26 protein-coding genes are annotated in these 26887 nt (G+C 35.6%); 22 read left to right on the top strand and 4 right to left on the bottom strand.

Annotated features, from left to right (window positions below):
* Positions 1-76: 76 nt before the first annotated feature.
* Positions 77-502: a MarR family winged helix-turn-helix transcriptional regulator gene (locus tag ACFSR0_RS05920; RefSeq protein ID WP_379980847.1), complete on the top strand. Its 426-nt coding sequence runs from the start codon at positions 77-79 to the stop codon at positions 500-502.
* Positions 474-1856 (top strand): MFS transporter, encoded by a 1383-nt coding sequence (locus ACFSR0_RS05915; RefSeq protein ID WP_379980845.1) that lies wholly within the window; start codon positions 474-476, stop codon positions 1854-1856. The genes ACFSR0_RS05920 and ACFSR0_RS05915 overlap by 29 nt, the downstream gene beginning before the upstream one ends.
* Positions 1857-2003: 147 nt before the next feature.
* Here ACFSR0_RS05915 and ACFSR0_RS05910 read toward each other — a convergent pair whose 3' ends face one another.
* Entirely contained in the window at positions 2004-3932 is a 1929-nt protein-coding gene (locus ACFSR0_RS05910) for a BglG family transcription antiterminator (RefSeq protein WP_379980843.1), read from the bottom strand.
* A gap of 188 nt (positions 3933-4120) precedes the next feature.
* Here ACFSR0_RS05910 and ACFSR0_RS05905 point away from each other — a divergent pair, with 188 nt between their 5' ends.
* The 20 genes from ACFSR0_RS05905 (at position 4121) to ACFSR0_RS05810 (ending at position 24436) form a co-directional block, all read left to right on the top strand.
* Positions 4121-4591, top strand: coding sequence for a PTS sugar transporter subunit IIA (locus ACFSR0_RS05905; protein ID WP_379980841.1), 471 nt, complete (start codon positions 4121-4123; stop codon positions 4589-4591).
* A complete protein-coding gene (locus tag ACFSR0_RS05900) occupies positions 4588-4866 on the top strand; it encodes a PTS sugar transporter subunit IIB (RefSeq protein ID WP_251854762.1) in 279 nt (92 codons plus the stop codon). The genes ACFSR0_RS05905 and ACFSR0_RS05900 overlap by 4 nt, the downstream gene beginning before the upstream one ends.
* Positions 4867-4886: 20 nt before the next feature.
* Positions 4887-6257: a PTS ascorbate transporter subunit IIC gene (locus ACFSR0_RS05895; protein WP_251854761.1), complete on the top strand. Its 1371-nt coding sequence runs from the start codon at positions 4887-4889 to the stop codon at positions 6255-6257.
* 1 nt (position 6258) lies between these two features.
* Positions 6259-6966 carry a transaldolase gene (locus ACFSR0_RS05890; RefSeq protein ID WP_379980838.1) on the top strand — a complete coding sequence of 236 codons (708 nt, stop codon included), beginning with the start codon at positions 6259-6261 and terminating at the stop codon, positions 6964-6966.
* 397 nt (positions 6967-7363) lie between these two features.
* Positions 7364-8422, top strand: coding sequence for an AI-2E family transporter (locus ACFSR0_RS05885; protein ID WP_379980836.1), 1059 nt, complete (start codon positions 7364-7366; stop codon positions 8420-8422).
* A 372-nt stretch (positions 8423-8794) separates the two neighbouring features.
* Positions 8795-9985, top strand: a complete 1191-nt coding sequence (locus ACFSR0_RS05880; RefSeq protein ID WP_379980834.1) for a 3D domain-containing protein — start codon at positions 8795-8797, stop codon at positions 9983-9985.
* Between the two features lie 433 nt (positions 9986-10418).
* Positions 10419-11195, top strand: a complete 777-nt coding sequence (locus ACFSR0_RS05875) for a hypothetical protein (protein ID WP_379980832.1) — start codon at positions 10419-10421, stop codon at positions 11193-11195.
* Positions 11196-11221: 26 nt separating this feature from the next.
* Positions 11222-12196 carry an LCP family glycopolymer transferase gene (locus tag ACFSR0_RS05870; RefSeq protein ID WP_379980830.1) on the top strand — a complete coding sequence of 325 codons (975 nt, stop codon included), beginning with the start codon at positions 11222-11224 and terminating at the stop codon, positions 12194-12196.
* Positions 12197-12211: 15 nt separating this feature from the next.
* Positions 12212-13000, top strand: coding sequence for a YveK family protein (locus ACFSR0_RS05865; protein ID WP_379980828.1), 789 nt, complete (start codon positions 12212-12214; stop codon positions 12998-13000).
* A 16-nt stretch (positions 13001-13016) separates the two neighbouring features.
* Positions 13017-13718: a CpsD/CapB family tyrosine-protein kinase gene (locus tag ACFSR0_RS05860; RefSeq protein WP_379980826.1), complete on the top strand. Its 702-nt coding sequence runs from the start codon at positions 13017-13019 to the stop codon at positions 13716-13718.
* A gap of 17 nt (positions 13719-13735) precedes the next feature.
* A complete protein-coding gene (locus tag ACFSR0_RS05855) occupies positions 13736-14500 on the top strand; it encodes a tyrosine-protein phosphatase (protein WP_379980824.1) in 765 nt (254 codons plus the stop codon).
* A gap of 14 nt (positions 14501-14514) precedes the next feature.
* Entirely contained in the window at positions 14515-16332 is a 1818-nt protein-coding gene (locus tag ACFSR0_RS05850; protein ID WP_379980822.1) for a polysaccharide biosynthesis protein, read from the top strand.
* 11 nt (positions 16333-16343) lie between these two features.
* On the top strand, positions 16344-16955 hold the full coding sequence (locus ACFSR0_RS05845; RefSeq protein ID WP_379980820.1) for a sugar transferase: 612 nt from the start codon (positions 16344-16346) through the stop codon (positions 16953-16955).
* Positions 16956-17792 carry an NAD-dependent epimerase/dehydratase family protein gene (locus tag ACFSR0_RS05840; RefSeq protein ID WP_379980818.1) on the top strand — a complete coding sequence of 279 codons (837 nt, stop codon included), beginning with the start codon at positions 16956-16958 and terminating at the stop codon, positions 17790-17792. It begins immediately after the preceding gene.
* Between the two features lies 1 nt (position 17793).
* Positions 17794-18639 carry a glycosyltransferase gene (locus ACFSR0_RS05835; RefSeq protein WP_379980816.1) on the top strand — a complete coding sequence of 282 codons (846 nt, stop codon included), beginning with the start codon at positions 17794-17796 and terminating at the stop codon, positions 18637-18639.
* Complete coding sequence (locus tag ACFSR0_RS05830) at positions 18626-19723, top strand: polysaccharide pyruvyl transferase family protein (RefSeq protein WP_379980814.1); 1098 nt, start codon at positions 18626-18628, stop codon at positions 19721-19723. Before ACFSR0_RS05835 ends, ACFSR0_RS05830 begins: the two co-directional genes overlap by 14 nt.
* Before the next feature lie 118 nt (positions 19724-19841).
* On the top strand, positions 19842-20909 hold the full coding sequence (locus ACFSR0_RS05825; RefSeq protein WP_379980812.1) for an EpsG family protein: 1068 nt from the start codon (positions 19842-19844) through the stop codon (positions 20907-20909).
* Positions 20910-20929: 20 nt separating this feature from the next.
* Positions 20930-22051, top strand: a complete 1122-nt coding sequence (locus ACFSR0_RS05820) for a glycosyltransferase (protein WP_379980810.1) — start codon at positions 20930-20932, stop codon at positions 22049-22051.
* A complete protein-coding gene (locus ACFSR0_RS05815) occupies positions 22048-23043 on the top strand; it encodes a polysaccharide pyruvyl transferase family protein (RefSeq protein WP_379980808.1) in 996 nt (331 codons plus the stop codon). The genes ACFSR0_RS05820 and ACFSR0_RS05815 overlap by 4 nt, the downstream gene beginning before the upstream one ends.
* Positions 23006-24436, top strand: a complete 1431-nt coding sequence (locus ACFSR0_RS05810) for a lipopolysaccharide biosynthesis protein (RefSeq protein ID WP_379980806.1) — start codon at positions 23006-23008, stop codon at positions 24434-24436. The genes ACFSR0_RS05815 and ACFSR0_RS05810 overlap by 38 nt, the downstream gene beginning before the upstream one ends.
* A 201-nt stretch (positions 24437-24637) precedes the next feature.
* On the opposite strand, the gene istB is transcribed toward ACFSR0_RS05810, so the two are convergent.
* The 3 genes from istB to ACFSR0_RS05795 all read right to left on the bottom strand — a co-directional run.
* The gene (gene istB, locus ACFSR0_RS05805; protein WP_071358962.1) at positions 24638-25378 is read right to left on the bottom strand and encodes an IS21-like element helper ATPase IstB; all 741 of its coding nucleotides are present in this window, start codon (positions 25376-25378) and stop codon (positions 24638-24640) included.
* Complete coding sequence (gene istA / locus ACFSR0_RS05800; RefSeq protein ID WP_071358961.1) at positions 25368-26606, bottom strand: IS21 family transposase; 1239 nt, start codon at positions 26604-26606, stop codon at positions 25368-25370. Before istA ends, istB begins: the two co-directional genes overlap by 11 nt.
* A gap of 150 nt (positions 26607-26756) precedes the next feature.
* Positions 26757-26887: IS3 family transposase (locus tag ACFSR0_RS05795; RefSeq protein WP_379981045.1), on the bottom strand; the 131-nt coding region annotated here is incomplete at its 5' end.

Genomic DNA, 26887 nt, shown 5'->3' with positions numbered 1-26887 from the left:
CAGAATCCGAAAAAGTTGCACAATCGTCAACCTTCCATTAGAATGGTTAGGTTGCTAACTATGAAAGGAGTCGGCCATGAATTTCGGAAAATGGATAAAAATAGCTAGTATCCAACTGTCACGTGAGATGGATACCTTTGCCCAGCAGTACCAACTGACCGGCACGCAAATGAGCGTGTTGAATTATTTAGCGGAACACCAAGATCGCCCTGTCGCCCAAAATGAACTAGCTACGGAGTTTGGCGTCAAAAAATCAACCATGTCCGTCATCATCAAACGCATGGAAGAGCGGGCCATCATTACCCGCCAAGCAGAAGGACGGAACAAATACCTAAGCATCACCCCGAGCGGTCAGACCTATGTCACCGCCATTCAAACCTTTATTCAAAAAGACAATCAACGCTTAATCGCTGCCTTCAATTCATCAGAACAAGCCGTGATTGAACGTTTCTTGAAAGGAGTCGCAAACGACTATGACACAACCCACCACAACCGTACCTAAGCAAGTCGTCAAAATGATTGTGGCCGCCGCTTTAATGGGCTTTGCCGGCATTATGAGCGAGACAGCCATGAATGTGACCTTCCCGAAATTGAGCCAAATCTTCGAGGTCAGTATGGAAACCCTCGCTTGGGTCACGACCATTTATTTATTAATGGTTGCCATCATGATGACCCTCTCCGCGTACTTACGCCGTCGGTTTTCAGAACGCCAACTTTTTCTCGCATCCGTCGGCATTTTTGTGCTTGGCACACTCGTAGGCGGCACTGCCCAGACCTTTGCCATTTTATTGGTGGCTCGCGTCTTACAAGGCATCGCCGCTGGTATTGCCTTACCTTTGACTTTTAATATTATTTTGGAACAAGTTCCCTTAGCCAAACTCGGCACGTGGATGGGCTTTGGCTCATTGGTTGTATCCATCGCACCATCCATCGGCCCAACCTATGGCGGTTTGCTCGTGGACTCACTAGGCTGGCGCGCCATTTTTTTCCTAACGTTGCTCTTGGTCGCCGTCTCTTTTTTCCTCGGCATCACCAGCTTCGAAAAAAAAGAACCCATTGACAAAACCGCCAAGCTCGATGTCTGGCAATTTTTGCTACTAGCCAGTGCGTTGACCACGAGTCTAGTTGTTGTCTCAGAATTAGAGACAGGGCAACTCAATGTTCCTGTTTTGCTTGCTTTTGTCGTATCACTGGGGCTATTCATCTGGAAGTCACTCACGAGCAAACGCGAATTTTTAAATATTCGCCTGTTCGCAAAACCGGTCTTTTTACTAGCAATCATCCCATTTGTCTTATTGCAATTTGCCAACATCGGCGGCAATTATCTCATTCCCAATTATTTGCAACTTGGGTTTGGTGTATCCAGTATCTTAGCCGGCTTTGCCTTATTACCAGGCTCACTTTTTGCGGCACTGCTGAATCCTTGGTTTGGAAAACTATACGATGAAAGAGGGGCCAAGCTGCCGTTATACCTCGGCAATTTGCTATTTACGATCAGTCTATTGGTGATGTGTCTCTTGGCCCACTCATTAGGAATGGTCCTCTTAACCATCATCTATGTGGTCTTCTCCTTTGGTCGCGTGATGGCATTTGGCAATATTCAAACAACCACAATCGCTCACCTAAAGAAAGAAGATGGCCCGCATGCGCTGGCATTGTTTCAAATGATGAACCAATATGGGGGCTCAGTCGGAACCGCGGTAGTAGCTTTGATTTCCAGTGGCCAAGCCGATATCAAAGATGCCTTTCAACAAACCAATCTCTTGTTTTTCAGTTTTGGCCTAGTGAGCTTCGTCCTCTTTTTCCTGATGTTTCGGACGAAAGAATACACTGCACCAAGCCAACCAGAAGAATAGACCAACGAAACTTAGCCCTTTGGCAATCGTTGCAATCCATTTCTTAGCAATGACTACTTATAAACCTATCAGTAGTTCATAATGACAACACACAAAAGCCAGAACAGAACCACCGCTGAACCGGTCGTTTTGTTCTGGCTTTTTAAGTTAGTTTTCCATTGAAGATGGAGTAGCTACGAATTCAAGAAATTGAGAGAAATGTTTAAGCTCTAGAAGATTTCTTTGTCTTTGATCATCATCGATAATGTCAGATACCCACTCCATAAAAAGCTGAAGTTTATGTTTGTCGTTAGGAGAAACAAGCATTAAAAAAAGAATGGAAACATGATTGTTGTCTTGCCATTTGATTGAACAAGGATTGATTAATACCAAAATTTTTGATTGTTGAATCACCTGATCAATAATATGGGGAATGGCAATATATTGACTAATATCAGTAGGATAAAGTGCTTCTCGCTGTTCTATTTTTTCTATGATAGCCGTTTGTTTCTCGGTATCATATTCTGTCGTTTTTAATAGTCGAATGAGTGCTTCTTTTTTTTCCATTGGTTTATTTAGGACAAGAAACGATTTTTCTGAAAATAAATCGTTTAAATAGGTTTGCTTCTGCTGATAGTTATGAATAATCGTTTGGATATGGGTGATACTATTTGTAAGCTTTAAGAAATCAAAGTGCGCTACTGGGATTGAATGATTTTTTAAAGGAATGGTTGAGATAATTAAATCAATCCCATCTAAGGGTTGAGCTTTGAATTCAGCATAGGACATAATTTTAATAATTTTTATTTGTTTCTCAAACTTTTTCATGATGATAGCTTCTAGTAATCTACTAGTAGAGAAGCCTTGTCCACAAATAATTGCAGTACGTATTTGTGAACTTTGATTTTTATTTTGACGTTCTATTGACGCAGCAATATGAATAGCAATGTATCCTATATCGTCTTCATTTAAATCGTAAGTTTTTAACAGATTAAGGTTTTTGATTGTGGATAAACAAATTTCAAAAGCATAAGCATATTTTTTCTTAATAACGCCAAGTAAGGGGGTTTTTTTGTTCTCTTTTTTTGGTAAATAACTGGTTAAATGTTTAATCAAGTCGTCCTGCAAAACAAAGTCCTCGGACAAATCCAATCCAAAATTGAAGGATATCTGTTGAATCAATGCATTGACGATTTGCTCAAATTTTTCTGTCGAGTAAATGGATTGAACACTCGACTGGCTGATTAATTCTAAAAAAATTTGTGAGACTAGCCAACGAATATTGGCATCATCAATAGTTATTTGATAGAGATCCTCGAGTTCAGTAATCATATTGATGACGATTGAATTCGCATAATCATAATTATACTCGTTCTCTTCAATTGAAATCGTATGACCTTCAATGATTCGTTTTATCATGATTGCTGTTTTGATAACCATGTTCTTTCGATAATAGTCATTAAACTTATACTGAGTTGGTGGAAAGAAAAAGAGAACAATATCGTATAAATCCGGCAAATTTACTTCGTTAAATAGTGTTGATTCAAAATCTGTAAAAGAGGCTACATAATCCGGATGGTTTTTTGAAACCAATACTTCAAAAATGTAGCTTCGAATATCTTGTTCAGTACCAACAATTTTATAGCCTAAATTGCTTTTTGATACAATTTTTATGTGAAATGGCTGCATCTGTTTTTTGATTGTATTTAAATACGTCACCATTGTAGAACTGCTGACATAGATGTAGGCACATAAATTATCCATTGAAACATACGTATTCGCATTCAGTAAGAATACTGTCGTAAGAAAAATCCGGTTTTCCAAGGTTTCCGTCGACACATTTGTTTGTGAATTTCGGATTAATGAATCATAAATTGGACGAAGGACTTCTTTATTTTCGATAAAGTATCCTTTGTTCCTTTGAAGCAAAATTTCTGATTGAAATTTTGCTAGATAGTCATTAATGACAACAATATCATTACGAACAGTTCGATTAGATACCTGAAAAGTTTCGGTTAGGAAATCAATTGGTGTCAGTTCATTTTCATAGATGGTTCTGAAAATACTAATACAACGATCCGATAAAAGCACATTCATAGAACAACTCACCCCCTTCATCTCATTCATCATAGCATATCTAATTAGGAACATAGCATCCGATAATTTCCAAAAAAAATGGAAACGAATTCAATAATATGGAGCAGTGTCATTCCGTTTCAATTGGAAATAGGAAAACTATATATTGAAAACGGTTTATATTATAGTGTTTGTAGGGAGGTGAGACAATGATAGCCAATTATCTAAAGAAAGATTATCTAACATTTACTGAGCAAAAAATTGATTGGAAAGAAGCAATAGAGATTGTAGCAAAACCTTTGTTACTAAATAAAATTATTCTGCCAACTTATGTTGATGCAATGATTAAAACCGTTCTAACTATGGGAGATTATATTATTATTGTTCCAAAAGTCGCTATGCCACATGCTCGACCGGAAGATGGAGCGCTGGGGATAGGCGTTAGTATTTTAAAGTCAACGAAGCCTATTTGTTTCGAAGAAGTCTCTGATAAGGAGGTTTTTCTAGTGATTTGTTTAGCCACAAATGACAATCAAAAACATTTAGAGTTACTACAACAAGTATCACTTTTGATTGATGAGGAGGAGAAAGTCAATCAATTGATCGAAACAAAAACGGAAGAAGAATTTATTGTACTTGCTAAAAAAATTATAGAAGAAAGTAAGGAGGAATTGAGATGATAAAAGTAATTACTGTCTGCGGAAATGGGATTGGTAGTAGCAATTTATTAGCAATGAAAATTTCCCAGCTTGCAAAAAAAAATGGAATTGAATTGGATGCCAGACCAAGTGACTTTAATGGAGCACTAGGGGAATCACCAGATATCTTCGTAACTGTTGAGGAATTTGCAAAGCAATTTCCTGCAGGAAAAAGAGTGGTAACGGTTAGAAGTTATGCTGACAAAAAGAAGATTGAAGAGGATGTACTACCAACACTGTTGGAATTAAATAAATAGAAAAAGGAGGAGAAAGTATCATGGCTATATTGGAATTTCTTAAAGATTTATTGAGTGAACCAGCAATTTTGATGGGGTTAGTTGCATTTGTTGGATTGGTTGCTATGAAGGCTCCAGGACATAAGGTATTCACTGGTACTTTAGGACCAATATTGGGTTATCTCATGTTGGCTGCAGGAGCGGATGTAATTAGTGGAAATTTGGCACCATTGTCAGCAATGATTGAAAAAGGATTTCATATTACTGGGGTAGTCCCGAATAATGAAGCGGTGACTTCCGTAGCGCAAAAAGTACTTGGTGTTGAAACAATGTCAATTTTAATCGTAGGACTTATCGTAAATTTATTGGTCGCACGTTTTACACGGTATAAATATGTTTTCTTAACAGGACATCATTCATTCTTTATGGCATGTTTACTGTCTGCGGTTTTAGGAGCGGTTGGATTTAAAGGAACTGCTTTGGTTCTGGTAGGTGGATTTTTCTTAGGAGCATGGAGTGCCATTTCTCCAGCGATTGGTCAAAAGTATACGCTAAAGGTCACGGATGGTGACGAAATCGCAATGGGTCATTTTGGATCAGTTGGGTACTACTTATCAGCATGGATTGGCTCCATCGTAGGAAAAGGATCCAAATCGACCGAAGATATTGAAGTACCAGAAAAATATGGATTTTTGAGAAACACAACGATTTCAACAGCACTAACGATGGTTATCTTTTATCTAATATCAGCAATCGCAGCTGGACCGGAATTTGTTTCGACTTTATCAGATGGGAAATCACCTTATCTTTATGCAATATTATGTGGGTTAAAATTTGCTGTCGGAGTCACTGTTGTGTATTCAGGCGTGCGTATGATTTTAGCAGATTTGTTACCAGCATTCCAAGGGATTGCCGATAAAGTAATTCCTAATGCTGTACCTGCAGTGGATTGTGCCGTGTTTTTCCCTTATGCACAAACAGCGGTTATCATCGGATTTCTTTCAAGTTTCATTGGTGGATTAATTGGAATGTTTGTACTAGGAATTGCTGGAGGCGTATTAATCATACCTGGACTAGTTCCTCACTTTTTCTGTGGAGCGACAGCTGGAATCTATGGGAATGCCACTGGAGGCAGAAGAGGAGCCATTGCCGGAGCATTTATTAATGGCTTATTCCTTGCCTTTTTACCAGCACTCTTGTTACCGGTATTGGGAGATTTAGGTTTTTCAAATGCTACGTTTGGAGATTTTGACTTTGGATGGATTGGTATTTTGCTAGGTCGAATCGGTGGTTCTTTTGGACAATTGGGCATTTATTTAGTAATGGTCGTAGTGCTAGTTGTTCTTTTCTTACCAAGCATCTTGAAACCATCTCAAAATGCAATCAATAATATTGAAACGGAGGAAGCATAAAATGGATTTTAACGTAGAATTATATTCGGATGGCGCCGTCATAGAAGAAATGATCAAAATGAAGGAAAAGGGGATCGTATCTGGAATCACAACGAATCCAACTTTAATGAAAAAAGCAGGGATCACCGACTATGTAGCTTTTGCAAAAGAAGTTTTGGATAACATTGTGGATTTGCCAATTAGTTTTGAAGTTTTTGGTGATGATTTTGATACGATGGAAAAAGAAGCCATTAAAATTGCAAGCTTGGGCAAAAATGTCTTTGTAAAAATTCCTATTACAAATACAAAAGGGGAGTCTTCTGCACCGCTAATTAAGAAGTTGTCTTCGAAAGGTATCAAGCTGAATATTACTGCAATTATGACAGAAAACCAGGTAGTGGATACAGTGAATGCACTATCCAGTGGAGTCGATAGCATTGTTTCAGTATTTGCCGGTAGAATTGCTGATACGGGAATTGATCCAGAACCTTTAATGGAAAAAGCAGTAAAAATCTGTCATGAGAAAGCTGGAGTTAAGTTACTATGGGCGAGTACACGCGAAGTGTTTAACATCATTCAGGCTGATCAATTGGGAGTAGATATCATCACAGTGCAACCTTCTATTCTGAATAAATTAGATATGTATCATATGGATCTGAATGAACTATCTATTGAAACAGTAAAAATGTTCAATAATGATGTCAAAGATTTAGGATTCACTATTTTATAATCAGTAAAAAAATAACTAGAGAGATTGGTAGTGTACCAAGAATCTTTCTAGTTATTTTTTTAATTCAGCCTTAGGAAAACCCTTCCGTTTCTGACTAAAGACAACAGCCGTGCTTTTAATCAGAATATTGTTCTTCAAGAAATGTTTATTGTAAATCTCTATCATCTTTAATGGTCACCAAGCGATGGTCGTTGGTAACTATCATGGATCCTTCCCCAGCTCAACGCTGTGTTTAGGCTCCCACTTTCTCTATTCCAGAAAAAACTGTTTGTTCAATCTCTTGTAGGAAAAAAATGCAAAGAATAGTAAGATAGACGTATTAGGTAGATTATCTTTTGAATTGCCTGTGCATGAGAAAAGAGCCGCCTGAAACTTGTCGAGTGAAAGAGGGACCTATATGAAGTATTACCAAGAATTTCTGGAAAATAGTAAACTACGGCGCATTGTTGTGTTGCTTGTGCTGATCGGAGGAATCTATACTCTACGGAGCATGCTGACTTTATTGTTCCTGACGTTTATTTTTACCTTTTTATCCTATAAGTCGGTTAAGAAAATAAAAAAGCTCATCCCTATCTCTTCAACCATTTTAGTCGTCGTCATTTACGGCTTGATTGTGTTGGGCTTATACCTTGTTGTCACCAAGTATGTGCCACTTCTGATTGATCAATCCATTATGATGGTCGATTCCTTAGTTCGGTTCTACCAACACAACCCGAAGAACTCGGATAGCTTTTTCCGAGTGGCCCATGAAGTCATTGATCAATTTAATCTATTGGAATACTTAAAAGATCGCTTGACGATTGTCTTAGACTACATCCAAAGTTTTGGTAAAGTAACGATTGCCGCAGTTATGGCCTTTCTTCTGAGTTTTTTCTTTTTAATAGAAGAAAAGCGCACCTTTGAGTTTTCCCGTCTCTTTTTGCACGGCGAATTTGATTGGTTTTTTCAAGATTTGCACTACTTTTTTATCAAATTTTCCAACACGTTTGGCGTCGTGATTGAAGCCCAACTCTTTATCGCTCTGATTAATACCATCTTGACGTGTATTGCTTTGGTTGCAATGCATTTTACGCAAATTCCCAGTTTAGCTGTCATGATTTTTATCCTCAGCTTGATTCCGGTGGCCGGGGTAATTATCTCCACCGTTCCGTTGTCGTTTATCGCCTATTCCACCGGTGGTATCAATGATGTGATTATCATCTTGTTGGTCATCTTAGGCATTCATTTGTTGGAATCTTATTTCCTGAATCCCAAGTTAATGTCCAGCAAGACCGAAATTCCAATCTTCTTCACGTTCGTCATCTTGCTTTTCAGTGAACACTACTTCGGCGTTTGGGGCTTAGTCATGGGCATCCCAGTTTTCACCTTTATCTTTGACTTATTAAAGATAAAAAATCCAGCAGGACGCCTGACACCAAAACTGATCAAGTTTCCTCGAAAAAAAGAAGAACGGTAACAAAAAAACTCCCTAGCTAGTTCAGCAGGGAGATTTTTTCGTATTTTGAGTTGTCAAACAACTTTGACACCACTTTGCGCTGAAAAGTGACCACTTTTCTTATTAAACATACCAAATCTGGCCCAATTTTGGTTGAATTTTTTTCGTTCATCCCACTTTGAATGTTACGGTTTTGTTACAACGAAAATCGCGTGAGGTTACGTTTTTTAGCAAATTGGGTTCTTTTCTCATCAAAACAACAAAAATTTGTAACAATCTGTAAAGAAACTGCAATCAATCACTTACGCAACTCTTGTATAATGAATCAGGAGATTTCAATCGATTACTTAGAAAAATGGGAAAAATGAAAAAGTGGAAAGGTGTGGGGCTAGCGTGAAAGGAAAACAAATTGCGCTCGCTGCAATCGCAGTGATCGGATTCAGTACCTTCATACCAGGAATAGCACAAGCTGAATCGCTTGATGAATTAAATCAGCAGGAGCAACAAGTTACCCGAGAAAGTGAAAGCATTAGTGCGGAGGTCCAACTCGCATTAACGGATGTGAATAAAACCTACCAAAAAGTGGATCAATTAAAAGCGAAGATTGAGGCTAACCAGCAAAAGTTAGCAGAAACCAATCAGGCCATTGTCGCCAAAGAAGCGACCATTGCAAAGCGCAAAGCGGTGATGGCCAAACGCCTGCGAGCATTGCAAATGAACGATGCCACAGAAAGCAAACTGGAAATGCTCTTAAATGCCAACAGCCTCCAAGATTTTGTAACGAGCGTGTATGCCATCTCTGTGATGCAAAATTCAGAAAAAGCCACCGTGAATAGCTTAAATGAAGCCGTAGACCAGTTAGCTGAACTAAAGACCCAAGCGGAAAATACCCAAAAAGCACTTGAAAGCAATCAAGCTAGTTTGGAAAGTCAGGCAGCTACGCTGGAAAGCAAAGTTCAAGCCCTTCAGACAGAATTAAAAGACAAGCAAGGAATTCTACAAAAAATCGCAACCAATAAAGCTGTGGAAGAAGCACGCCAAAAAGCCGAAGCCGAACGGGCCGCCAAAGAAAAAGCCGAACAAGCTGCTGCAGCCAAAGCAGAAGCAGCTGCCAAGGAAGCTGCCGCAAAACAAGCGACTGAAGATTCGACAACATCCAATCAAGCAACGACAACCAGCAGCAGTCAAAGCAACACCAACACCTCAACAAGCACAAGCAATACAAATAATTCAGCAACTGGCAACACGAACACTTCAACAGAAACGTCGACAAATAACTCGACAGGAAATAGCAGTTCCAACCGTGTGCTTTATATGGAATCAACCGCGTATTCGTATGCTGAAACAGGGTACAGCATTACGGCCAGTGGCTTAGACTTACGCCAAAATCCAATGGCTATTGCCGTTGATACAAGTGTGATTCCATTGGGAACAATGGTGCAAGTCGAAGGATATGGGATTGCCATTGCCGCAGATACCGGTGGGGCAATCAAAGGCAACATCATTGACGTGCATTTCAACACTGTCGAACAATGCAGACAATGGGGCCGTCGTCACAATGTCAAAGTAACTATTTTAGGATAACTAACACTAGAAAGGGTAGTCCAATTATGGGACTAACCTTTTTTTCTGTTTGATGCAGTGGCTGTATACGCTCAAAAATATTGTACTGTCTTGACAGAAAAATATTTTTTTGAGTTACCCATTTTCCGATTTTTGAATAAAATAACAATGTGAATAGATTGTTATTTTATTTTTTATTTTTTTAATTTAATGAAAGATAAAAATTCTTATAAAAAACATTGAAAATTCAAATGTTTGAATATTCAGAAATTTAAATGTTGGCTGAATTATCCATTTGTTCCCGTTTTTATTATGTTTTTTATGAGAATAACTTTGACTAACCTATACCAGTTCGGTATCATTGAGCTATTAACAAAGTTTTTTATTTTAAGAATGAGGCAAATTAATAGAAAAATTGATAACTAAAAGTGAATTTAGGAGGACAACCGTTTCAATGGCGAAATCGTTTATGAAAAATTTAAGTGTCATTGTGGTTGCTGCGGGTGCAGTTGCCATTTGCGGTGCAGGCTATTTCCATACGAAAAGAGAGCAAGCAGCTCAACAAGTGACCTATGCGAAGACAGCTGTAACCACTCAAAAAAAAAAGTTGCAAGAATTGAAAGGGAAGGTAGCTGCTCTTTATCAAGATTCTTCAACGGGTATTTTAGCAGCAACAACAACGAAAGAAACGGTGGAGTCATTAACTAATTCGTTGGGGAGCATTCAAACCTCGGCAGAATCATTTGGTATAAGTGACTCACAATTGCCTAAGGGAATGAAAGCATTAAATAAAGAAAAAGAAGGATTGTCTTCCGAGCTACAAACAACAAAACAAAAGCTCACGCTGCAAACGAAGATTAACCAGCTTTTTGAAAATGAACTCAATTGGACAACGTTTAGTGGAGATGAAGTCATAAATGAAAACATCAAAGCACTAGACATTAGTAACTTGAAAGATCAAGTTTCATTGATCAAAGCAGATGCTTGGCAAACCCTTGCGAATCAGTACCTGACCGAAGCAATCAATCAACAAACGACGATACAGAATATCCAAACGTCCATTGATAAGATGTACCAAAATGGAACAGTAACCGATGCCGCCACCTTAGAAGAATATACGACGTTGGTAACTGCCATTGATGCGGTCAAAAACCAGACCATTCGTCAAACTTTTGTGCAAACCTTAAATGCAATCAATGATCAAATGGGCTTTGGAATGCCTGCACAATAGTTTAATTGGAAAGTTGAGGAAGAGACATGGCTGAAAAAAGAAAGAAAAAATATCAAAAAAGTAGTATTTGGAAAAAGATTTTGATTATTGTCTTTTCGCTTGTTTTGATTTTAGTTATTGCTGGAGGAATCGTTTTTGCAAAACTCTACCACGATGTAGCGAAATCGGCAGATGCAACCTATGCGAAAGTGGAACGCACCAAAACGAGTGCCGGACGAGAAGCAGAAGTCGATTTAAGTAAAAAAGAACCATTTAGTGTCTTGATGCTAGGGGTTGATACAGGTGCGTTAGGTCGAACCTACAAAGGACGTTCCGATTCAATGATGGTGGCAACGGTGAATCCAAATGATAAAAAAACCACCTTGGTCAGCTTGGAACGCGATACCTATGCAACGATTGTTGGACATGGTACCGAAGATAAAATCAACCATGCCTATGCATTTGGCGGGGCCGGAATGTCGATGGATACGGTCTCCAATTTACTGGATATTCCGATTGATCACTACATTGTGATTAATATGGAAGGCATCCAACAATTGGTCGATGCTGTTGGGGGCGTGGATGTGAACAATACGTTGAAATTTGATTATGAACAAGACGGAAAAACCTACACCTATGACATTGGGAAAATTCACCTTGAGGGGATGAAGGCTTTAGGTTATTTACGAATGAGATACGATGATCCGGAAGGCGACTATGGCCGTCAACGACGCCAACGAGAAGTCGTTACCGCGATTGCCAAAAAAGTGCTTTCTCTAGACGGTGTCACACAATACAAAGCATTACTTGATGCAATGGAAGACAACGTATTGACGGATTTAACCTTCGATCAAATGAAGCAAATTGCGTTGGATTACCGCGATGCGTTTAAAAATATTGATACTCAACAATTAAAGGGAACTGGCTTTATGCAAGATGGCGTTTCTTACCAACGCGTAAGCGAAGAAGATCTCAAAGCCTTACAAGACCAATTAAAAACCGAACTAGAGATAAACAAATAGGAAAGTGGAGAAGAGATGGAAGAGACAATTAGTTTAAAAGAAATATTCGATTTGCTACGGAAACATTTCAGCACCATTTTGATTAGCATGTTCGCTGGATTGGCCGTAGCTGCGGTGGTAACATTTTTCATTATTACTCCTAGCTACAGCTCGCGTGCACAATTGATTGTGACGTTGCCACAAAATGATAATGCCGCAAGCAATAGCAATCTAAATGATGTGAACTATAACCTACAAATGTTGAACACCTACAAAGATATTATCAAAGAAGGCGATGCCTTATCGACAGAAGTACACAACCGCTTGAAAGCCAACTATGATATGGATATGACTGCTGCAGCTATCAAAGCCAATCTAGAAGTAACCCAATCGCAAAACTCACAAATGTTTTCGATTGCGGCAACAAGTGACAAAGCAGTTGATGCCCAACATATCGCCAATACGGCCGCGGAAGTCTTTCAAGACACCTTAAAAGATGTTTTGAATAATGTCGATAAAGTGACCATCATCTCCAAAGCGACAGCCAGTACAAGTCCTGTCTCACCAAATAACAAACTAAACCTTGCCATCGGGCTTGTTTTAGGATTAATGGTCGGTGTAGGGTTAGCTTTTCTCTTAGAATTATTGGATCGGACAGTAAAGGATCAAAAGTTTATTACCGATACATTAGGATTTACGCTCTTAGGATCTGTACCTGAAATGACGGCCAAAGATTTGAAGCCAACCAAAGCAATGCAACGAGAAAATCAACAAGGACAACCAGACGAAACGACAACTACACCACGTCGTCGTAGTCGCGTGTAGGGAGGAAGCAAAGAATATGGCAAAAAAACCAAAAATGAATGGACAGACGCATGCAGTTAATTTGATTACCATGACCAATCCTGCCTCGCCTATCTCAGAACAATACCGAACGATTCGTACCAACATCCAGTTTGCAACAGCCGGTAACCAAAAAATCAAAGTTTTGGTGGTGACATCTCCCGGACCAAGTGAAGGAAAGTCAACCAGTGCAGCCAATCTGGCAGCTGTTTTTGCGCAAGCCGGTCAACGAGTACTCTTAGTGGATGCCGACATGCGTAAAGCAACGGTTCATAAAACGTTTGGTTTAGCAAATGCAAGTGGACTCAGCAATGTATTAAGCACATCTGCCACAGGGGAAAATGTCATTCAACGTACGACGGTGCCCAATTTATTTGTATTAACAAGTGGCCCAAAACCACCTAATCCTTCTGAATTACTTGGCTCACCACGCATGTTGCAAGTAATCGAAGAGTTGAAAAGTGCCTATGACTTGGTGATATTTGATATGCCTCCCATTGTTGCAGTTACGGATGCCCAAATTATGGCATCCAAAGCAGATGGAACAATCTTAATTTTAAGGGAAAATATTAGTCGCAAAGATGAAGCATTGAAGGCTAAAGAGTTGTTACAGATGGTGCACGCCAATATTTTAGGGGTCATCTATAACGGTGTAAGCACAGACAAAGACCAAGGCTACTATTACTACTACGGCAACTAATAAAGGAGGAATGCAAAATGCTTGATTTGCATTGCCATATCCTACCAGACATTGATGATGGCGCTGAAGATATCGATGCGAGCTTGGCGATGGCTGAAAAAGCCATCAGTCAAGGCATCACGCATATCCTTTGTACGCCTCATCATAACAACGGCAAGTATGTCAATCCCAAAGAATTTGTTATCCACCAGGTGACAAACTTGCAAGCTGAGTTAGACAAACGAAACTTGCCACTTACGCTATTTGAGGGGCAAGAAGTCCGTATCACAGGCGATTTACTAGAAGAAATTGAACAAAACCGGATTCTGTTTGCCGATGTGGCAAACACCTATTTGTTAATTGAATTTCCAACGATGGATGTACCAGCGTATACTGAGCAACTCCTCTTTGACTTACGAGCCAGAGGACATGTACCAATCATTGTCCACCCTGAACGAAATGCCAAGTTCCGAGAGGATCCCAACCGGCTGATACCGTTCTTAGAAATGGGATGCTTGACGCAATTGACTGCACCTAGTTATGTCGGAGTATTTGGAAAAAATATTCAGAAGACCGCCAAACAAATGGTTGAGCATCGGCTCGTCCAAATGGTAGCCAGTGATGCACACGGCGTACATAAACGAAATTTTTACTTGAAAGAAGCCTTCGAAGCCATTGAAAAGGATTTTGGAAGAGACTACGTGAATCAAATGGAACAAGTTGCAAAAGATGTACTAAATGGGGATACAACAGAAGTTACATTATATACGGAAATCAGAAAGAAAAAATTTGGGTTGTTTTAGGGAGATGTGTTCGAATGACGCGACGTTGGAAGATTGCTACGTTGATGCTAGTAGATAGTATATTAATTGTATTTGCCAGTATTTGTGCGATTTCTTTTCTAAGTCCATATGTAACGATTAATTCCAGATGGTATTGGATGTTATCTTTATTTTTTATCACAGGCTATCTTTTTTTTGGATGGCTATTTCGTATTTTTACTAGAATTAATCGCTTTACAAATTTGCATGAGTTAATCTCTATTTTTATGGCAACATTTTGTACATATGTGGTCAATCTTATTTTTATCTATGTGTTTTTTGGTATCTTTAGTAAACGGCTAGTAACATTTATCTTTATTTTTTCTACTTTTTTAATTATTGCAAGCAGATTAACATGGAGATATTTAGTAGAGAAGCACAACGAAAAACATTCACTTAATCAAACTCAGAAAGTGAAACGGACACTGTTAATCGGGGCAGGAGAAGGAGGAAGAATTTTACTCAATTCTTTTTCTGGTTCGAAAACAGCGGGGGACATAAAAATTGTCGGATTAATTGATGATGATATTAATAAAAAAAATATGTATCTATCTAATGTTCAAGTGCTAGGAACAACTTGTGAATTACCGGATATAATTAAAAAATATGAAATCGATATGGTGACGATTGCGATGCCGTCCATTTCCAGAAAAGAATTGCAACGAATCATCTCTATTATTGAACCTTACAAAGTGAAAGTAAACACGATGCCATCGGTAGAAGAAATAGCGATTGGTCATGTGAATATATCAAAATTGAAAAAAATTGATGTAGTTGATTTATTAGGAAGAGAAGAAGTAGAGCTTGATATTGCTTCTATTAAAGAGCAAATAACCAATAAAGTTATTCTTGTGACGGGTGCTGGAGGTTCGATTGGATCAGAAATTTGTCGGCAAGTAATGCAATTTCAACCCAAAAAAATACTACTATTGGGACATGGTGAAAACTCAATCTATTTAATTGATCGCGAATTAAAGAATAAGTATCCAGATCGAAAAAAGGATATTATTCCAATAATTGCAGATATTCAAGATCGAAAAAAAATTTTTGAAGTCATGGATAAATATCGACCCGCCATTGTATATCATGCAGCTGCGCATAAGCATGTTCCAATGATGGAGTATAACCCCCGGGAAGCAGTGAAGAATAATATTTTTGGAACGAAAAATGTTGCTGAGGCAGCCAAAGCGTATGATGTCGAGCACTTTGTTATGATTTCAACAGACAAAGCCAATAATCCGCCAAATGTTATGGGAGCAACCAAGCGAATTGCAGAAATGATTGTGACAGGTTTGAATGAAGAAGGAAAAACCAAGTTTTCTGCTACACGATTTGGAAATGTCTTAGGATCTCGTGGAAGTGTTATTCCAGTTTTTCGGGAGCAAATCGAAAAGGGTGGTCCAGTAACAGTTACTGATTTTCGTATGACAAGGTATTTCATGACAATTCCTGAAGCAAGTCGCTTAGTTATTCAATCTGGTGCTCTGGCTAAAGGCGGAGAAATTTTTGTGCTTGATATGAGTACGCCAGTGAAAATAGTCGATTTAGCTAAAAACATGATACGATTGAGTGGCTACTCAGAAGATGACATAGAAATTATTGAAACGGGAATACGTCCAGGTGAAAAACTTTACGAAGAATTGCTATTAGACAAAGAGCGAAATGAAGAGAAAGTATTTGATAAGATATTTGTAGGAAACATCAAGGGCTTCACACTCGAAAAAGTTATGGTATTTGCGAATGCATTACTAGAAAATGATGATCAGACATTGGCTAAAGAAGTTGTGAATTTTGCGAAAAATTCAAGTAAATAGGGAGGAAAGAAATGTATAATAACTATCTAAAAAGATTTTTGGATTTTATTTTGTCAATTATAGGTATAATAGTTCTTTCCCCTATACTCATACTTGTTGCATTGATTATAAAACTAGACTCCAAAGGACCTATTATTTTTAAGCAAAAACGAGTGGGGAAAAATAAAAAAATATTCAATATCTATAAATTTAGAACGATGAGAACTGATACACCAAAAGAAATGCCAACACACTTGTTAACAAATCCAGATGCATTTATTACAAAGACAGGAAAGTTTTTAAGAAAGACAAGTTTAGATGAACTACCTCAGTTATTCAATATTCTCAAGGGAGATATGGCTGTAATCGGGCCTCGACCTGCATTGTGGAATCAGTATGATTTAATTGAAGAACGTGATAAATATGGGGCGAATGACATACGTCCAGGATTAACGGGATTAGCTCAAATTAATGGACGTGATGAGTTAGAAATAGATAAAAAAGCTCAGTTTGATGGAAAATACACTCAAAATATAAGTTTAGTAATGGATGGTAAATGCTTTTTTGGAACAATATTATCTGTTTTTAAAAAAGATGGCGTAATAGAGGGTGGAACTGGATCACTTCCAAAAGGGGATGATTAAATGAAAAATATTCTAATAACCGGTATGAATAGCTATATAGGAAATTCATTTGAATCATATATGAAACAGTTTAGCAATGATTATCAAATTGATAAAATTAGCGTTCGTGGAGAAGGGTGGAAGGAAAAAAATTTTTCCAAGTATGATGCTATATTCCATGTAGCCGGAATAGCTCATGCTGATGTGGCTAAGGTTAGTGAAAAAACAAAGCAGATGTATTATCAAGTAAATTCTATCTTAGCGATTGATGTTGCTAAGAAGTACAAATTTGATCTTGCTGGAAAAAGTGGTCAGTTTATTTATATGAGTTCAATTATCATATATGGTGAAGAGATAAATATCAATAAAAAGCGGGTGATTACTCTTCAAACAAGACCAAATCCTTCTAATTTTTATGGAGACAGTAAGTTACAAGCTGAAATGGGATTAAAATTAATAGAAACTAAAGATTTTCACATAGCTATCTTACGGGCGCCAATGATTTATGGTCCTGAAAGCAAAGGAAATTACCAGCAATTAGTGAAGTTTGCAATGAAACTACCCGCTTTTCCAGATATTAAAAATGAGCGTTCAGTATTGCATATTGAAACTCTATGCCAGTATGTCAAAAACTTGGTAAGTAATCAAGTAGGTGGCGTATTTTTCCCTCAGAATAAAGAATATATGAGAACTAGTTATATGGTTAGAGATATTGCTAAAGACCATGGTAGAAATATTTATCTTTTTTCTTGGATGAACTGGATGATTAAATTGTTGGGATATATACCTGGAAAAATTGGTCGTATGACAAATAAGGCTTTTGGAAACTTAGTTTATGAAAAAGTAGGTGACGAATAGAATGATGAAGTACTCTTCATATTCAGTTTTAATGTCGGTATACTACAAAGAAGAACCTAAACATCTTAGTGATAGTATACAAAGTATTTTAAACCAATCATTTAAAACTGATGATTTTATTATTGTTAAGGATGGACCTTTGACCTTAGAATTGGAAAATGTTTTAGAATGGTATGTAAATAAATTCCCCCTAATAAAGATTATATCCCTAAAAAAAAATGTTGGGTTAGGTCTTGCTTTAAACGAGGGATTGAGACATTGTAAAAATGAATTGGTTGCTAGAATGGATAGTGATGATATCTGTACGATTGACAGATGTAAGCTACAGGTTGAAAGATTTTCTGAAAATAAAAAATTAATTATTTTAGGCACACAAATAGCCGAGTTTTATGATAGTCCTGAAAATATAGTAAGTGTACGTGAAGTACCAAATTCATACGAGGAAATAGTTAAATTTTCAAAAAGAAGAAGTCCATTTAATCATCCCACTGTTATGTATAAAAAAAGTAAAATTCTTGAGTTAGGAGGTTATAAAGATATAAAAAGAAAAGAAGATTTAGAATTATTTCTGAATGCATTAAGTAATAATTACTATTCAGAAAATTTAAATTTCATAGGATTATTTTTTAGATCTAATAAATACAATTATATTCGCAGAAAAGATATAACAAATTGTTTAAATTATATTGCTGTTATATTTATTTTTTTAAAAAAAGGATATTGTAGTATTAATGATTTTTTATTCGTACTAATTAGTCAACTTTTTTTTATCATTGCACCAACTAAAGTAATGAAGTTTATTTCAGATAATTTATTGAGGAGAAAAATAGAGAATGAAGAGATATAAAGTACTTGAAGTAGCAAAAAAAAAAATACCATTAGTAATAAAGCTTGAGTTAATAAAAATTTCACTGAAAACAAAAAAACAAAAAAAAATACAAGTTAAACCTACTACAAAAAAGCCGAAAATGTATATTTTTTTAGGAACAGATTATCCAAATTTAGGTGATCATGCATTGACTTTAGCTCACAAACAGTTTTTGGAAAACAATTTTAAAGAGTATGAAGTACTAGAATTTAGTGTTGATGATACACTTGACGCTATTGATTATTTAAATAATATAATTACAAAACAAGATATTATTACTATAAAGGGTGGGGGAAATATAGGGATTGAGTATTTTCGAGAGGAATTGTTAAGGAGAATAATACTCAATTCATTTAAGGATAATCCCATTATAATCTTTCCTCAAACTGTTTATTTTCCTAATAGTGGTATTGGTCGTAAAGAACTTAAAAATACTGTAGATACTTTTAAAGAAAGAAGTAATATATATCTGTTTTTAAGAGATCAATATTCATATTCTTTGATGAAAAAAGAAGGACTAAAGAATATTTTTTTAGTTCCGGATATTGTTTTTTCTATGGGTAGTTATAAAAAAAATATCGCTAAGAAAAATAATAGTGTTTTATTATGCTTAAGAAACGATAGAGAAAAATCGAAGAATCGATTAAATACAGGCTTTTTGGAGGAATTTTTTATAAATAAGGGATATTCAGTAAGTTACACAGATACTGTGGTGGATTTTGAAGTTACAAAATTTAATAGAAGAGAGGTATTAACACAAAAAATCTCTGATTTTTCAAATTCAAGTCTAATAGTGACTGATAGACTACATGGTATGATTTTTTCATATTTATGTGAGACCCCTTGCCTAGTATTAGAAACTTATAATCACAAAGTGATTGGTCAATATGAATGGATTAGGGACAGTAACGCAGTAACTTTTGTGAATAGTGAAGCTGATTTTAAAAGAGAATTTGAAAAAATGGAAAAATTGATGGGGGATTACGGTTTTAATTTTAATGATATTAGCGATTATCATAATTTAATTGTATCTGTTTTTAAAAATAAAATATTGAAACTTTAAAATATTTTTGTGTGTAACCAGTCTAAATAGTCATGAAATATTCATGACTATTTACTGAAAAAATCTTATGTATAATAAGCAAAATTTATGTACAAGTAAATTAATTTAAGGAGATTTTATGTATTTATTTTTTTTTATTACTTTTTATCTTTTAGCGACAGCAATATTTTTTAATAAAAAGAATAACTTTTATCTTCTAATTACTTTTTTCATTTTTTTTCTTTTATCTGCATTAAGATCTACAAATGTGGGGAATGATACTAGTGACTATAAGCTATTATTTGATAATCTAATATATAATCCAATATCACAGTTCACTTGGAGATATGAAAGTGGCTATTTATACTATAATAAAATTATCCAGTTTTTTACTTATAATAGCCAAATTTTATTTGTTGTATCAGCTGCAATAATTTGTATCGGGTATGGGATTTTGATACATGAGTTTTCTGACATTCCTTGGATTAGTGTATATTTGTTTTTTATGTTAAGGTACTTTGATTTAAGTATGAATGTTTTAAGACAAAGTTTAGCAATGGTAATATTATTTTTTGGATTCAATATACTTGTTAAAGGAATTAAAGGAAAATACTTTTTTTATTTCATTTCTGTAGTTGTTTTAGCTTCATTTTTTCATGGAACTGCCTTAGTGTTTCTTATGCTTATATTTTCAGATAGAATTAAATCTGAAAAAAGATTCATTGTGTTTGTTTCAATTTTAACTTTAATTTGTTTCTTTTCATTTGATATAATTTTTAATATAATTTTGAAGTTTTTCCCAGCTTATTTTTATTATATGAATTCTTCGTATATGGATGGAACGACTAAATTAGCTACAGTTTTAAATCTTCTTGTCAATGTTGTCATTTTATTGTTTATACACTTTAATGGGTATGAAAAAAATAAAGAGAATAAGATTATGTTTAATGCGCTTATTATCGGTATTTCTATTATGATTGTTTCATTTAGATTTAGCCTTTTAGACAGAATGAGTGATTTTTTTACAGTTTATTCAATAATTTTACTTCCTAATTCGATATATTTTTCGAGATATAATTCAAAATTGAGTCTTTTTTTTACATATATTTTAATAATCTGTTTTTTTATATATTATATAGTAATAATTGTTTATAGACCGGATTGGAATAGAGTTTATCCATATGAATTTTTTTGGAATTATAAATAAGAATAGATTGGGGTTTCAATATGATAAGAGTATTGAATGTGATTGGTAGAAGACCAGTAGGTGGTATTGGTTCGGTAGTAAAAAATTATCAAAGCAATTTTTCGGAGGATATAGTATTCGATTATCTTTTATTTTCTGATAATTCTTCAGGTGATTTTGATGACTTTGTAGAAAAGCTTGGATCAAAGGTATACGTGTTGCCTTCTTTAAAAGCAATGCGATTTCTTACTTTATCTCGTTTACTTGATGAGCTTTTTAGGAAAGTTAAGTGTGAATATGATATAGTACATATTCACACTGTAAATATTGCATTCTTAATTGTAAAGTATGCAAAAAAATATGGACTCACTAATATCGTGGTACACAGTCATGCAACAAAATTTTCCGATAAGAAAATTAATTCTCTTCGTAATAAATTTCTTTGTAGGAACTTAACAAAAAAATGTAGTGGGTTCGTAGCATGCTCAGAAGAGGCTGGGAATTTTTTATTTGGAAAAGATTTTATGAATTCAGGAAAAGTTAAAATAATCAAGAATGCTATAGATATAGATAAATATCATTTTTCGGAAAAGAAAAGAGGCTTATTTCGTTCAGAATTCAATCTACAAAATGAACTAGTAATGGCCAACGTTGGAAGATTATCTAGACAAAAAAATCAAAAATTCTTGATTGAAATCTTCAATGAGGTTCATAAAAAAGTACCTGCAAGTAAACTTTTTATTATAGGTGATGGGGAAGAAATTTCTACATTAAGGAAAAAAGTAAAAAAATTAAATCTGGAAGAAGATGTTATTTTTACTGGAAAAAGAAATGATATTGATATTATACTATCTGGAATTGATATTTTTGTTATGCCATCACTTTATGAAGGCTTACCTGTAATTGGTGTAGAAGCTTTATCATCTGGTCTTCCCTGTTTTTTTAGCGATGAGATATCAAAAGAATTTTTATCCTCAAAAAGCCATTATATTTCTCTAAATAATGATATTTCTTTCTGGGTGGAAGAAATTATTTCAGCATATTTAAGCGATATCAATAGGAATTACATAGAAACAAAAATGATGGGATATGATATCAAAGATGCTGCTCATCAATTAATAGATTACTATGATTCATTTTTATATAGGAGTGATAATAAATGAAGAAAGTGTTATTTTTTGACACATCAATAGGTACATTAAACACTGGAGATGAGATAATAAATAGATCAATTAACAAGGAATCTTCAAAAATGTTTTCCGATGATTATCTCTTAAGATTACCAACAAGAACGAATGTTTTGAGTCATTTTCAACTCTTATACAATAAGAGTTTTAGACAGAATTTCGGTGATTCGGATTTAAAATTTGTTTGTGGTACAAATTTACTCTATAAAAATATGTTTCGCCCTATGCCAAATTGGAATATTAACATTTTTAACACTTTGATTCAAAAAGAAAGTATTTTATTTGGTGTTGGAAGTGGTAATAATGCTGAAAAAACTAATTGGTATACTAGAAAATTGTATAAAAAAGTTTTATCTAATGAATATATCCACAGCGTTAGAGACCAAGCAACAAAAAAAATGCTAGAAGAAATTGGGTTGCAAGCTATTGTTACTGGATGTCCAACTTTATGGGAAATTACGCCTGAAAAATGTAAAAAAATTCCCAATGTGAAGAGTCAAAGTTCGACTGTAATTTTCACTCTAACACATTATTCTTCGTTTAGAAATATTAATGAGGATCAAAGTATGATCAATATTATAAAATCTAATTATAAAAATATTTATTTTTGGCCTCAAAGTCTAGGAGACTTAGATTATTTAATTGAATTAACCGATACATCAAATATCCATATATTGCCACCAAATTTACATAGTTTTGATGATTTTCTTCTAAATTATGATTGTGACTATATTGGATCAAGATTACATGGAGGTATTTTTGCTTTACAGCACGGAAAGAGAGCAATAATTTTAGCTATTGATAATAGAGCAAGAGAAATTAAGAAAAATAATAACATACCCTGTATTGAGAGGGATAGAACTTCTTTGGATTTAGATGAACTTATAAATGGAGGATGGAAAACAGAAATCAAGATTGAGGTTGATGAGATTGAGAGATGGAAAAATCAGTTTATTAAAAAAAATTAACCTGGATTCACGGTTCAAAACTTTGGGAGCTAATACAGTAATTTTTGGTATTGGTAATCTATTTTCAAAATTAATTCTATTTTTTTTGATGCCACTTTACACTAAATATCTATTACCATCACAATATGGAATGGCAGATTTACTTAATAATGGTGTTGAGTTAGTGATGCCATTTGTAACTTTGTGTTTATATGAATCAGTATTCCGATTTTCTATTGATAAAGAAAAATCAACTGCTGAGTTAATTTTAAGTAATAGTATTCGTGTACTAATCAAAACACTTAGCATCACATTTGTTATTTGTTTTTTTGCATTTTTATTACTAAAAAACTATAGCATTTTATTATTTTTATTGATGTTAGTTCCGTATAGTTTTAGACAGTTATTTGCACAATTCTCTAGAGGATTAGGTTTTTCAAAGGAGTTTGCTATTAGTGGAATCATAAATGCTTTTTCACTAGGTATATTCAATATTATACTAATTGCAATTTTTAAGAGTGGAGTCTCTGGTTATATCTTCTCAATTTCAATAGCTCACCTTCTTTCAGCTTCTTATTTGTTTTTTAAATTAAAGTTATATGAGTATATTCATTTTGATCATCATGATCCGAGATTAATCAAATCAATGTTGAAATATAGTTTGCCTATGATACCAAATTCAATTTCTTGGTGGCTTGTAAATATATCAACTAGATACATATTAGTTTTTTTTGATGGTTTGAGTGTAGCTGGAATCTTTTCTGCGATAAGTAAATTACCGTCAATAATAAATATGTTATCAGCTGTTTTTCAACAAGCATGGCAGGTTTCAGCTTCTAAGGAGATTGATAAAAGTGAATCAACAATTTTTTTTTCGAAAGTCTTTGAATTTTATTATGTGATAATCATGTTAGCTTGTAGTTTTATTATTACATGTATGCCTATAATTTCAAAGGTTATATTAAAAGGAGATTTTTTTAATTTTTGGTTTTATGTACCTCTATTACTCGTTTCGGCCGTTCTCAATTGTCTTTCAGTATATTTTGGATCAATTTACACAGCTGCAATGAACAATAAAATGATAATGATTTCTACAGTCACAGGGGCGTGTATTAGTATCATCTCATCATTTTTATTAATTCCTTTTTTAGGAATATTAGGAGCTATAATCACATCTAATATTAGTTATATTGTAATTGTTTTAATGAGATATTTTGATACAAAAAAAATTATCAAGTTAAATATTAATTTTAAAGTGTTTTTTTTATTACTTTTTTCAATATATATACAATCAATCGGATATATTTTCTATAAAGAAGCTTTTTTTAAGTGGTCAGCATTTATATCGCTAGTGATCTTAGTAATATATATATTGACAATTCCAAGGTTTCGTTCTAAATTGTTTGGAAGGTAAGCATCTAATAGAATAGTATCTTACCTTGAAGAAGGCCTTCCGGTATACTTGAGTCATCAAGAAATCTGGAGGTCTTTTATGAATCATCAAGATATTGTCTGTTTATGGCAGAATAAATGTCAAGGGCAGCTTTAAATTGTAGGTTTTGGGCAGTATAAAAATGTAGGTTTTCGGCAATAGTAATTGTCGGCAAACGACACTTTAAATCTTGTCTCTCATACGATAAGACTTGCCTGTGATCTTGAACACCTTGACGTGATGTACTAAGCGGTCAAGAATGGCAGCGGCGATCTCAGGACTTTGGAACAACTCGCCCCAACGAGATAAGACAATGTTCGTCGTAATGATCGTAGAGCGGTGTTCATAGCGCATGGCAAGAAGCTGAAAGAATAAATCAGCTTCTTGTTTTTGAATTGGCAGATAGCCAATCTCATCAATAATCAAGACGTCATAGCGAGCGTAGCGGTTGAGGACACGTTCTAGGGTACCTTTTTCATAGGCTGTTCGCAGACGCAAAAGCAGCTCATGACAGGTGATGAATAGTGTCCGATAGCCTTGACGACAAGCTTCAATTCCCAATGCAATCGTCAGGTGCGTCTTGCCCACACCAGGACTGCCGATAAAGACCAAGTTCTCATGCTTTTCCACAAAGCCCATGTGCTTTAAGTCTAGTACTTCACGCTTATTGATACTTGGCTGGAAGGCAAAATCAAACTCTTCCAGGCTGGTTCGCTTGGGAAAGCGGGCGCGCGCCACCACACGATTCATTTTTTGCTTATTTTGATGATCAACTTCTCTGCGCGTCAGTTCGAGAAGGGCTTCCGTTAAAGAAAGCTCCTCTCGATTGGCCACTTCGATGTAGTTAGGAACATATTCCCGCATATGATTCAAACCAAGAGTCTCTAAATTGGTCATCAGTTCTTGGTAATGGCTATTCTTCATCGGCGACCTCCACCAGATCATATTGCTTGAGACTTTCACGAGTATACGCTCTTATTTCATCGTCTTCTTTGTGACTCATGACATCGGATTTCAAGATTTGGAAATAGTCCTCCTCGTGGTAGTTCAATTGTTTTGTCGTGAGTGGATGCGACCGAATCAATTCTCCGTTATAATAGATTTGTACTTGGTCTTCTTTATCGGAGAGTTCGATTTCGACTTCTTTACCGATATACCGAGGCGCCACAGAGTATCTGCATTTACGGAAAATGACCATTGCTTCCTTGGTGACTTTACGGCGAATAAAGTCTTCAAAATAGGGACTCAAAAGGTTTTTTGGTAATGGATGCAGGTGCTCTTTTTCGTTTGTCCGCCAACGGTCATCTGGTGTTTGGTCAGTTGATTGAGAAATCTCGTTATTTAGCTCAGTGCAAAGGTCATTAACTAAATGGCAAAGCTCAACGGCATCATAAAATTCATGATTATAGACCCGTAGGCGGTCAACGGTTCTAGCTAAAGCTTCGACACAGCCCTTTGTTTGCGGGCGAAATGGCCGACAGGCAATTGGTGTGAAGCCGGCATCTTTACTGAAGGCATAAAAATGTTCATTGAAATGCGGTTTGGAAAACTGACTACGAGAATGGTCAACGACTGTCTTCATATTATCAAACCAAATTTCTTTAGGAACGCCACCGGTTTGATAAAACGCATCATCTAGGCACTCAAAGAGTGTGTCCTGTTTTCGGTCGAAAGTCAGTGTGATATATTTTTTCTTGGAATATGGCAAGACGTACAAAAAGATATTGAATTCAAAAATTTCGCCCTGATTACTGATTAGCCGCATGTCTTCCTTCCAGTCAACCTGAGCAGAGAGTCCGGGACTATGTTCGATTCGGATGGTTGCCTTTTGTACTTTCTCCTGCTTAAACTGGCGACAATAGGTCTTCACTAAACTGTAACTTCCCCCAAAACCTTTGCGCTCAATAAACTTGAATATACTGTAAGCACTGCATTGGTCTTTGATTTTGTCTTGGATGATTTCTTTGTAGGGATCTAACTTACTCGGGCGCTTCTTACGTTCTGCAGGTTTTGATTCTTTATTTTGGGCTTCTTCGTAAGCCTGCTTAACTGTTCGGTAGTCGCAGTCGTATTGTTTTGCCAGTGCAGCATAATTGGGTTTGATTTCATTGATCACGTAGATCATCACTCCTTCGCGTATGTCTTTTCTCATCCCTGAGCCTCCATTTCATTTGGGATAAGAAGAGCATACAAAAATGTAGGAAAACCAACAATTTTAAATTGCCGTTTTCCTACATTTTAAAGGTGCCGTTGACAAATAAAAGTACACACGGGGGGGTGCGGATGTTTTTCTGGACCCCTTTTAACAAATAAATCCTTGTTTCTTCCGATATTGAAGAGGACTTAATCCTCCTAAAGATAACTTAATTCGTTGATTATTGTACCAATGGATATAGTCATCTACCTGATTGATAAACTGATTGATTGTTGTGC

The sequence above is a fragment of the Enterococcus camelliae genome (assembly GCF_042685105.1).
GTDB lineage: Bacteria > Bacillota > Bacilli > Lactobacillales > Enterococcaceae > Enterococcus_G > Enterococcus_G camelliae.
Note: the sequence above shows the minus strand (reverse complement) of the source record. Positions and strands in the feature narration are given on the sequence as shown.

Bases quoted from the DNA above. Each gene is read 5' to 3' on its own strand.
- ACFSR0_RS05860 (WP_379980826.1), top strand. From the start codon at position 13,017: ATGGCAAAAAAACCAAAAATGAATGGACAGACGCATGCAGTTAATTTG.
- ACFSR0_RS05895 (WP_251854761.1), top strand. From the start codon at position 4,887: ATGGCTATATTGGAATTTCTTAAAGATTTATTGAGTGAACCAGCAATT.
- ACFSR0_RS05850 (WP_379980822.1), top strand. From the start codon at position 14,515: ATGACGCGACGTTGGAAGATTGCTACGTTGATGCTAGTAGATAGTATA.
- ACFSR0_RS05915 (WP_379980845.1), top strand. From the start codon at position 474: ATGACACAACCCACCACAACCGTACCTAAGCAAGTCGTCAAAATGATT.
- ACFSR0_RS05835 (WP_379980816.1), top strand. From the start codon at position 17,794: ATGATGAAGTACTCTTCATATTCAGTTTTAATGTCGGTATACTACAAA.
- ACFSR0_RS05870 (WP_379980830.1), top strand. From the start codon at position 11,222: ATGGCTGAAAAAAGAAAGAAAAAATATCAAAAAAGTAGTATTTGGAAA.
- ACFSR0_RS05890 (WP_379980838.1), top strand. From the start codon at position 6,259: ATGGATTTTAACGTAGAATTATATTCGGATGGCGCCGTCATAGAAGAA.
- ACFSR0_RS05885 (WP_379980836.1), top strand. From the start codon at position 7,364: ATGAAGTATTACCAAGAATTTCTGGAAAATAGTAAACTACGGCGCATT.
- ACFSR0_RS05830 (WP_379980814.1), top strand. From the start codon at position 18,626: ATGAAGAGATATAAAGTACTTGAAGTAGCAAAAAAAAAAATACCATTA.
- ACFSR0_RS05815 (WP_379980808.1), top strand. From the start codon at position 22,048: ATGAAGAAAGTGTTATTTTTTGACACATCAATAGGTACATTAAACACT.
- ACFSR0_RS05910 (WP_379980843.1), bottom strand. From the start codon at position 3,932: ATGAATGTGCTTTTATCGGATCGTTGTATTAGTATTTTCAGAACCATC.
- ACFSR0_RS05825 (WP_379980812.1), top strand. From the start codon at position 19,842: ATGTATTTATTTTTTTTTATTACTTTTTATCTTTTAGCGACAGCAATA.
- ACFSR0_RS05865 (WP_379980828.1), top strand. From the start codon at position 12,212: ATGGAAGAGACAATTAGTTTAAAAGAAATATTCGATTTGCTACGGAAA.
- ACFSR0_RS05920 (WP_379980847.1), top strand. From the start codon at position 77: ATGAATTTCGGAAAATGGATAAAAATAGCTAGTATCCAACTGTCACGT.
- ACFSR0_RS05905 (WP_379980841.1), top strand. From the start codon at position 4,121: ATGATAGCCAATTATCTAAAGAAAGATTATCTAACATTTACTGAGCAA.
- istB (WP_071358962.1), bottom strand. From the start codon at position 25,378: ATGAAGAATAGCCATTACCAAGAACTGATGACCAATTTAGAGACTCTT.
- ACFSR0_RS05820 (WP_379980810.1), top strand. From the start codon at position 20,930: ATGATAAGAGTATTGAATGTGATTGGTAGAAGACCAGTAGGTGGTATT.
- istA (WP_071358961.1), bottom strand. From the start codon at position 26,606: ATGAGAAAAGACATACGCGAAGGAGTGATGATCTACGTGATCAATGAA.
- ACFSR0_RS05875 (WP_379980832.1), top strand. From the start codon at position 10,419: ATGGCGAAATCGTTTATGAAAAATTTAAGTGTCATTGTGGTTGCTGCG.
- ACFSR0_RS05840 (WP_379980818.1), top strand. From the start codon at position 16,956: ATGAAAAATATTCTAATAACCGGTATGAATAGCTATATAGGAAATTCA.
- ACFSR0_RS05855 (WP_379980824.1), top strand. From the start codon at position 13,736: ATGCTTGATTTGCATTGCCATATCCTACCAGACATTGATGATGGCGCT.
- ACFSR0_RS05900 (WP_251854762.1), top strand. From the start codon at position 4,588: ATGATAAAAGTAATTACTGTCTGCGGAAATGGGATTGGTAGTAGCAAT.
- ACFSR0_RS05845 (WP_379980820.1), top strand. From the start codon at position 16,344: ATGTATAATAACTATCTAAAAAGATTTTTGGATTTTATTTTGTCAATT.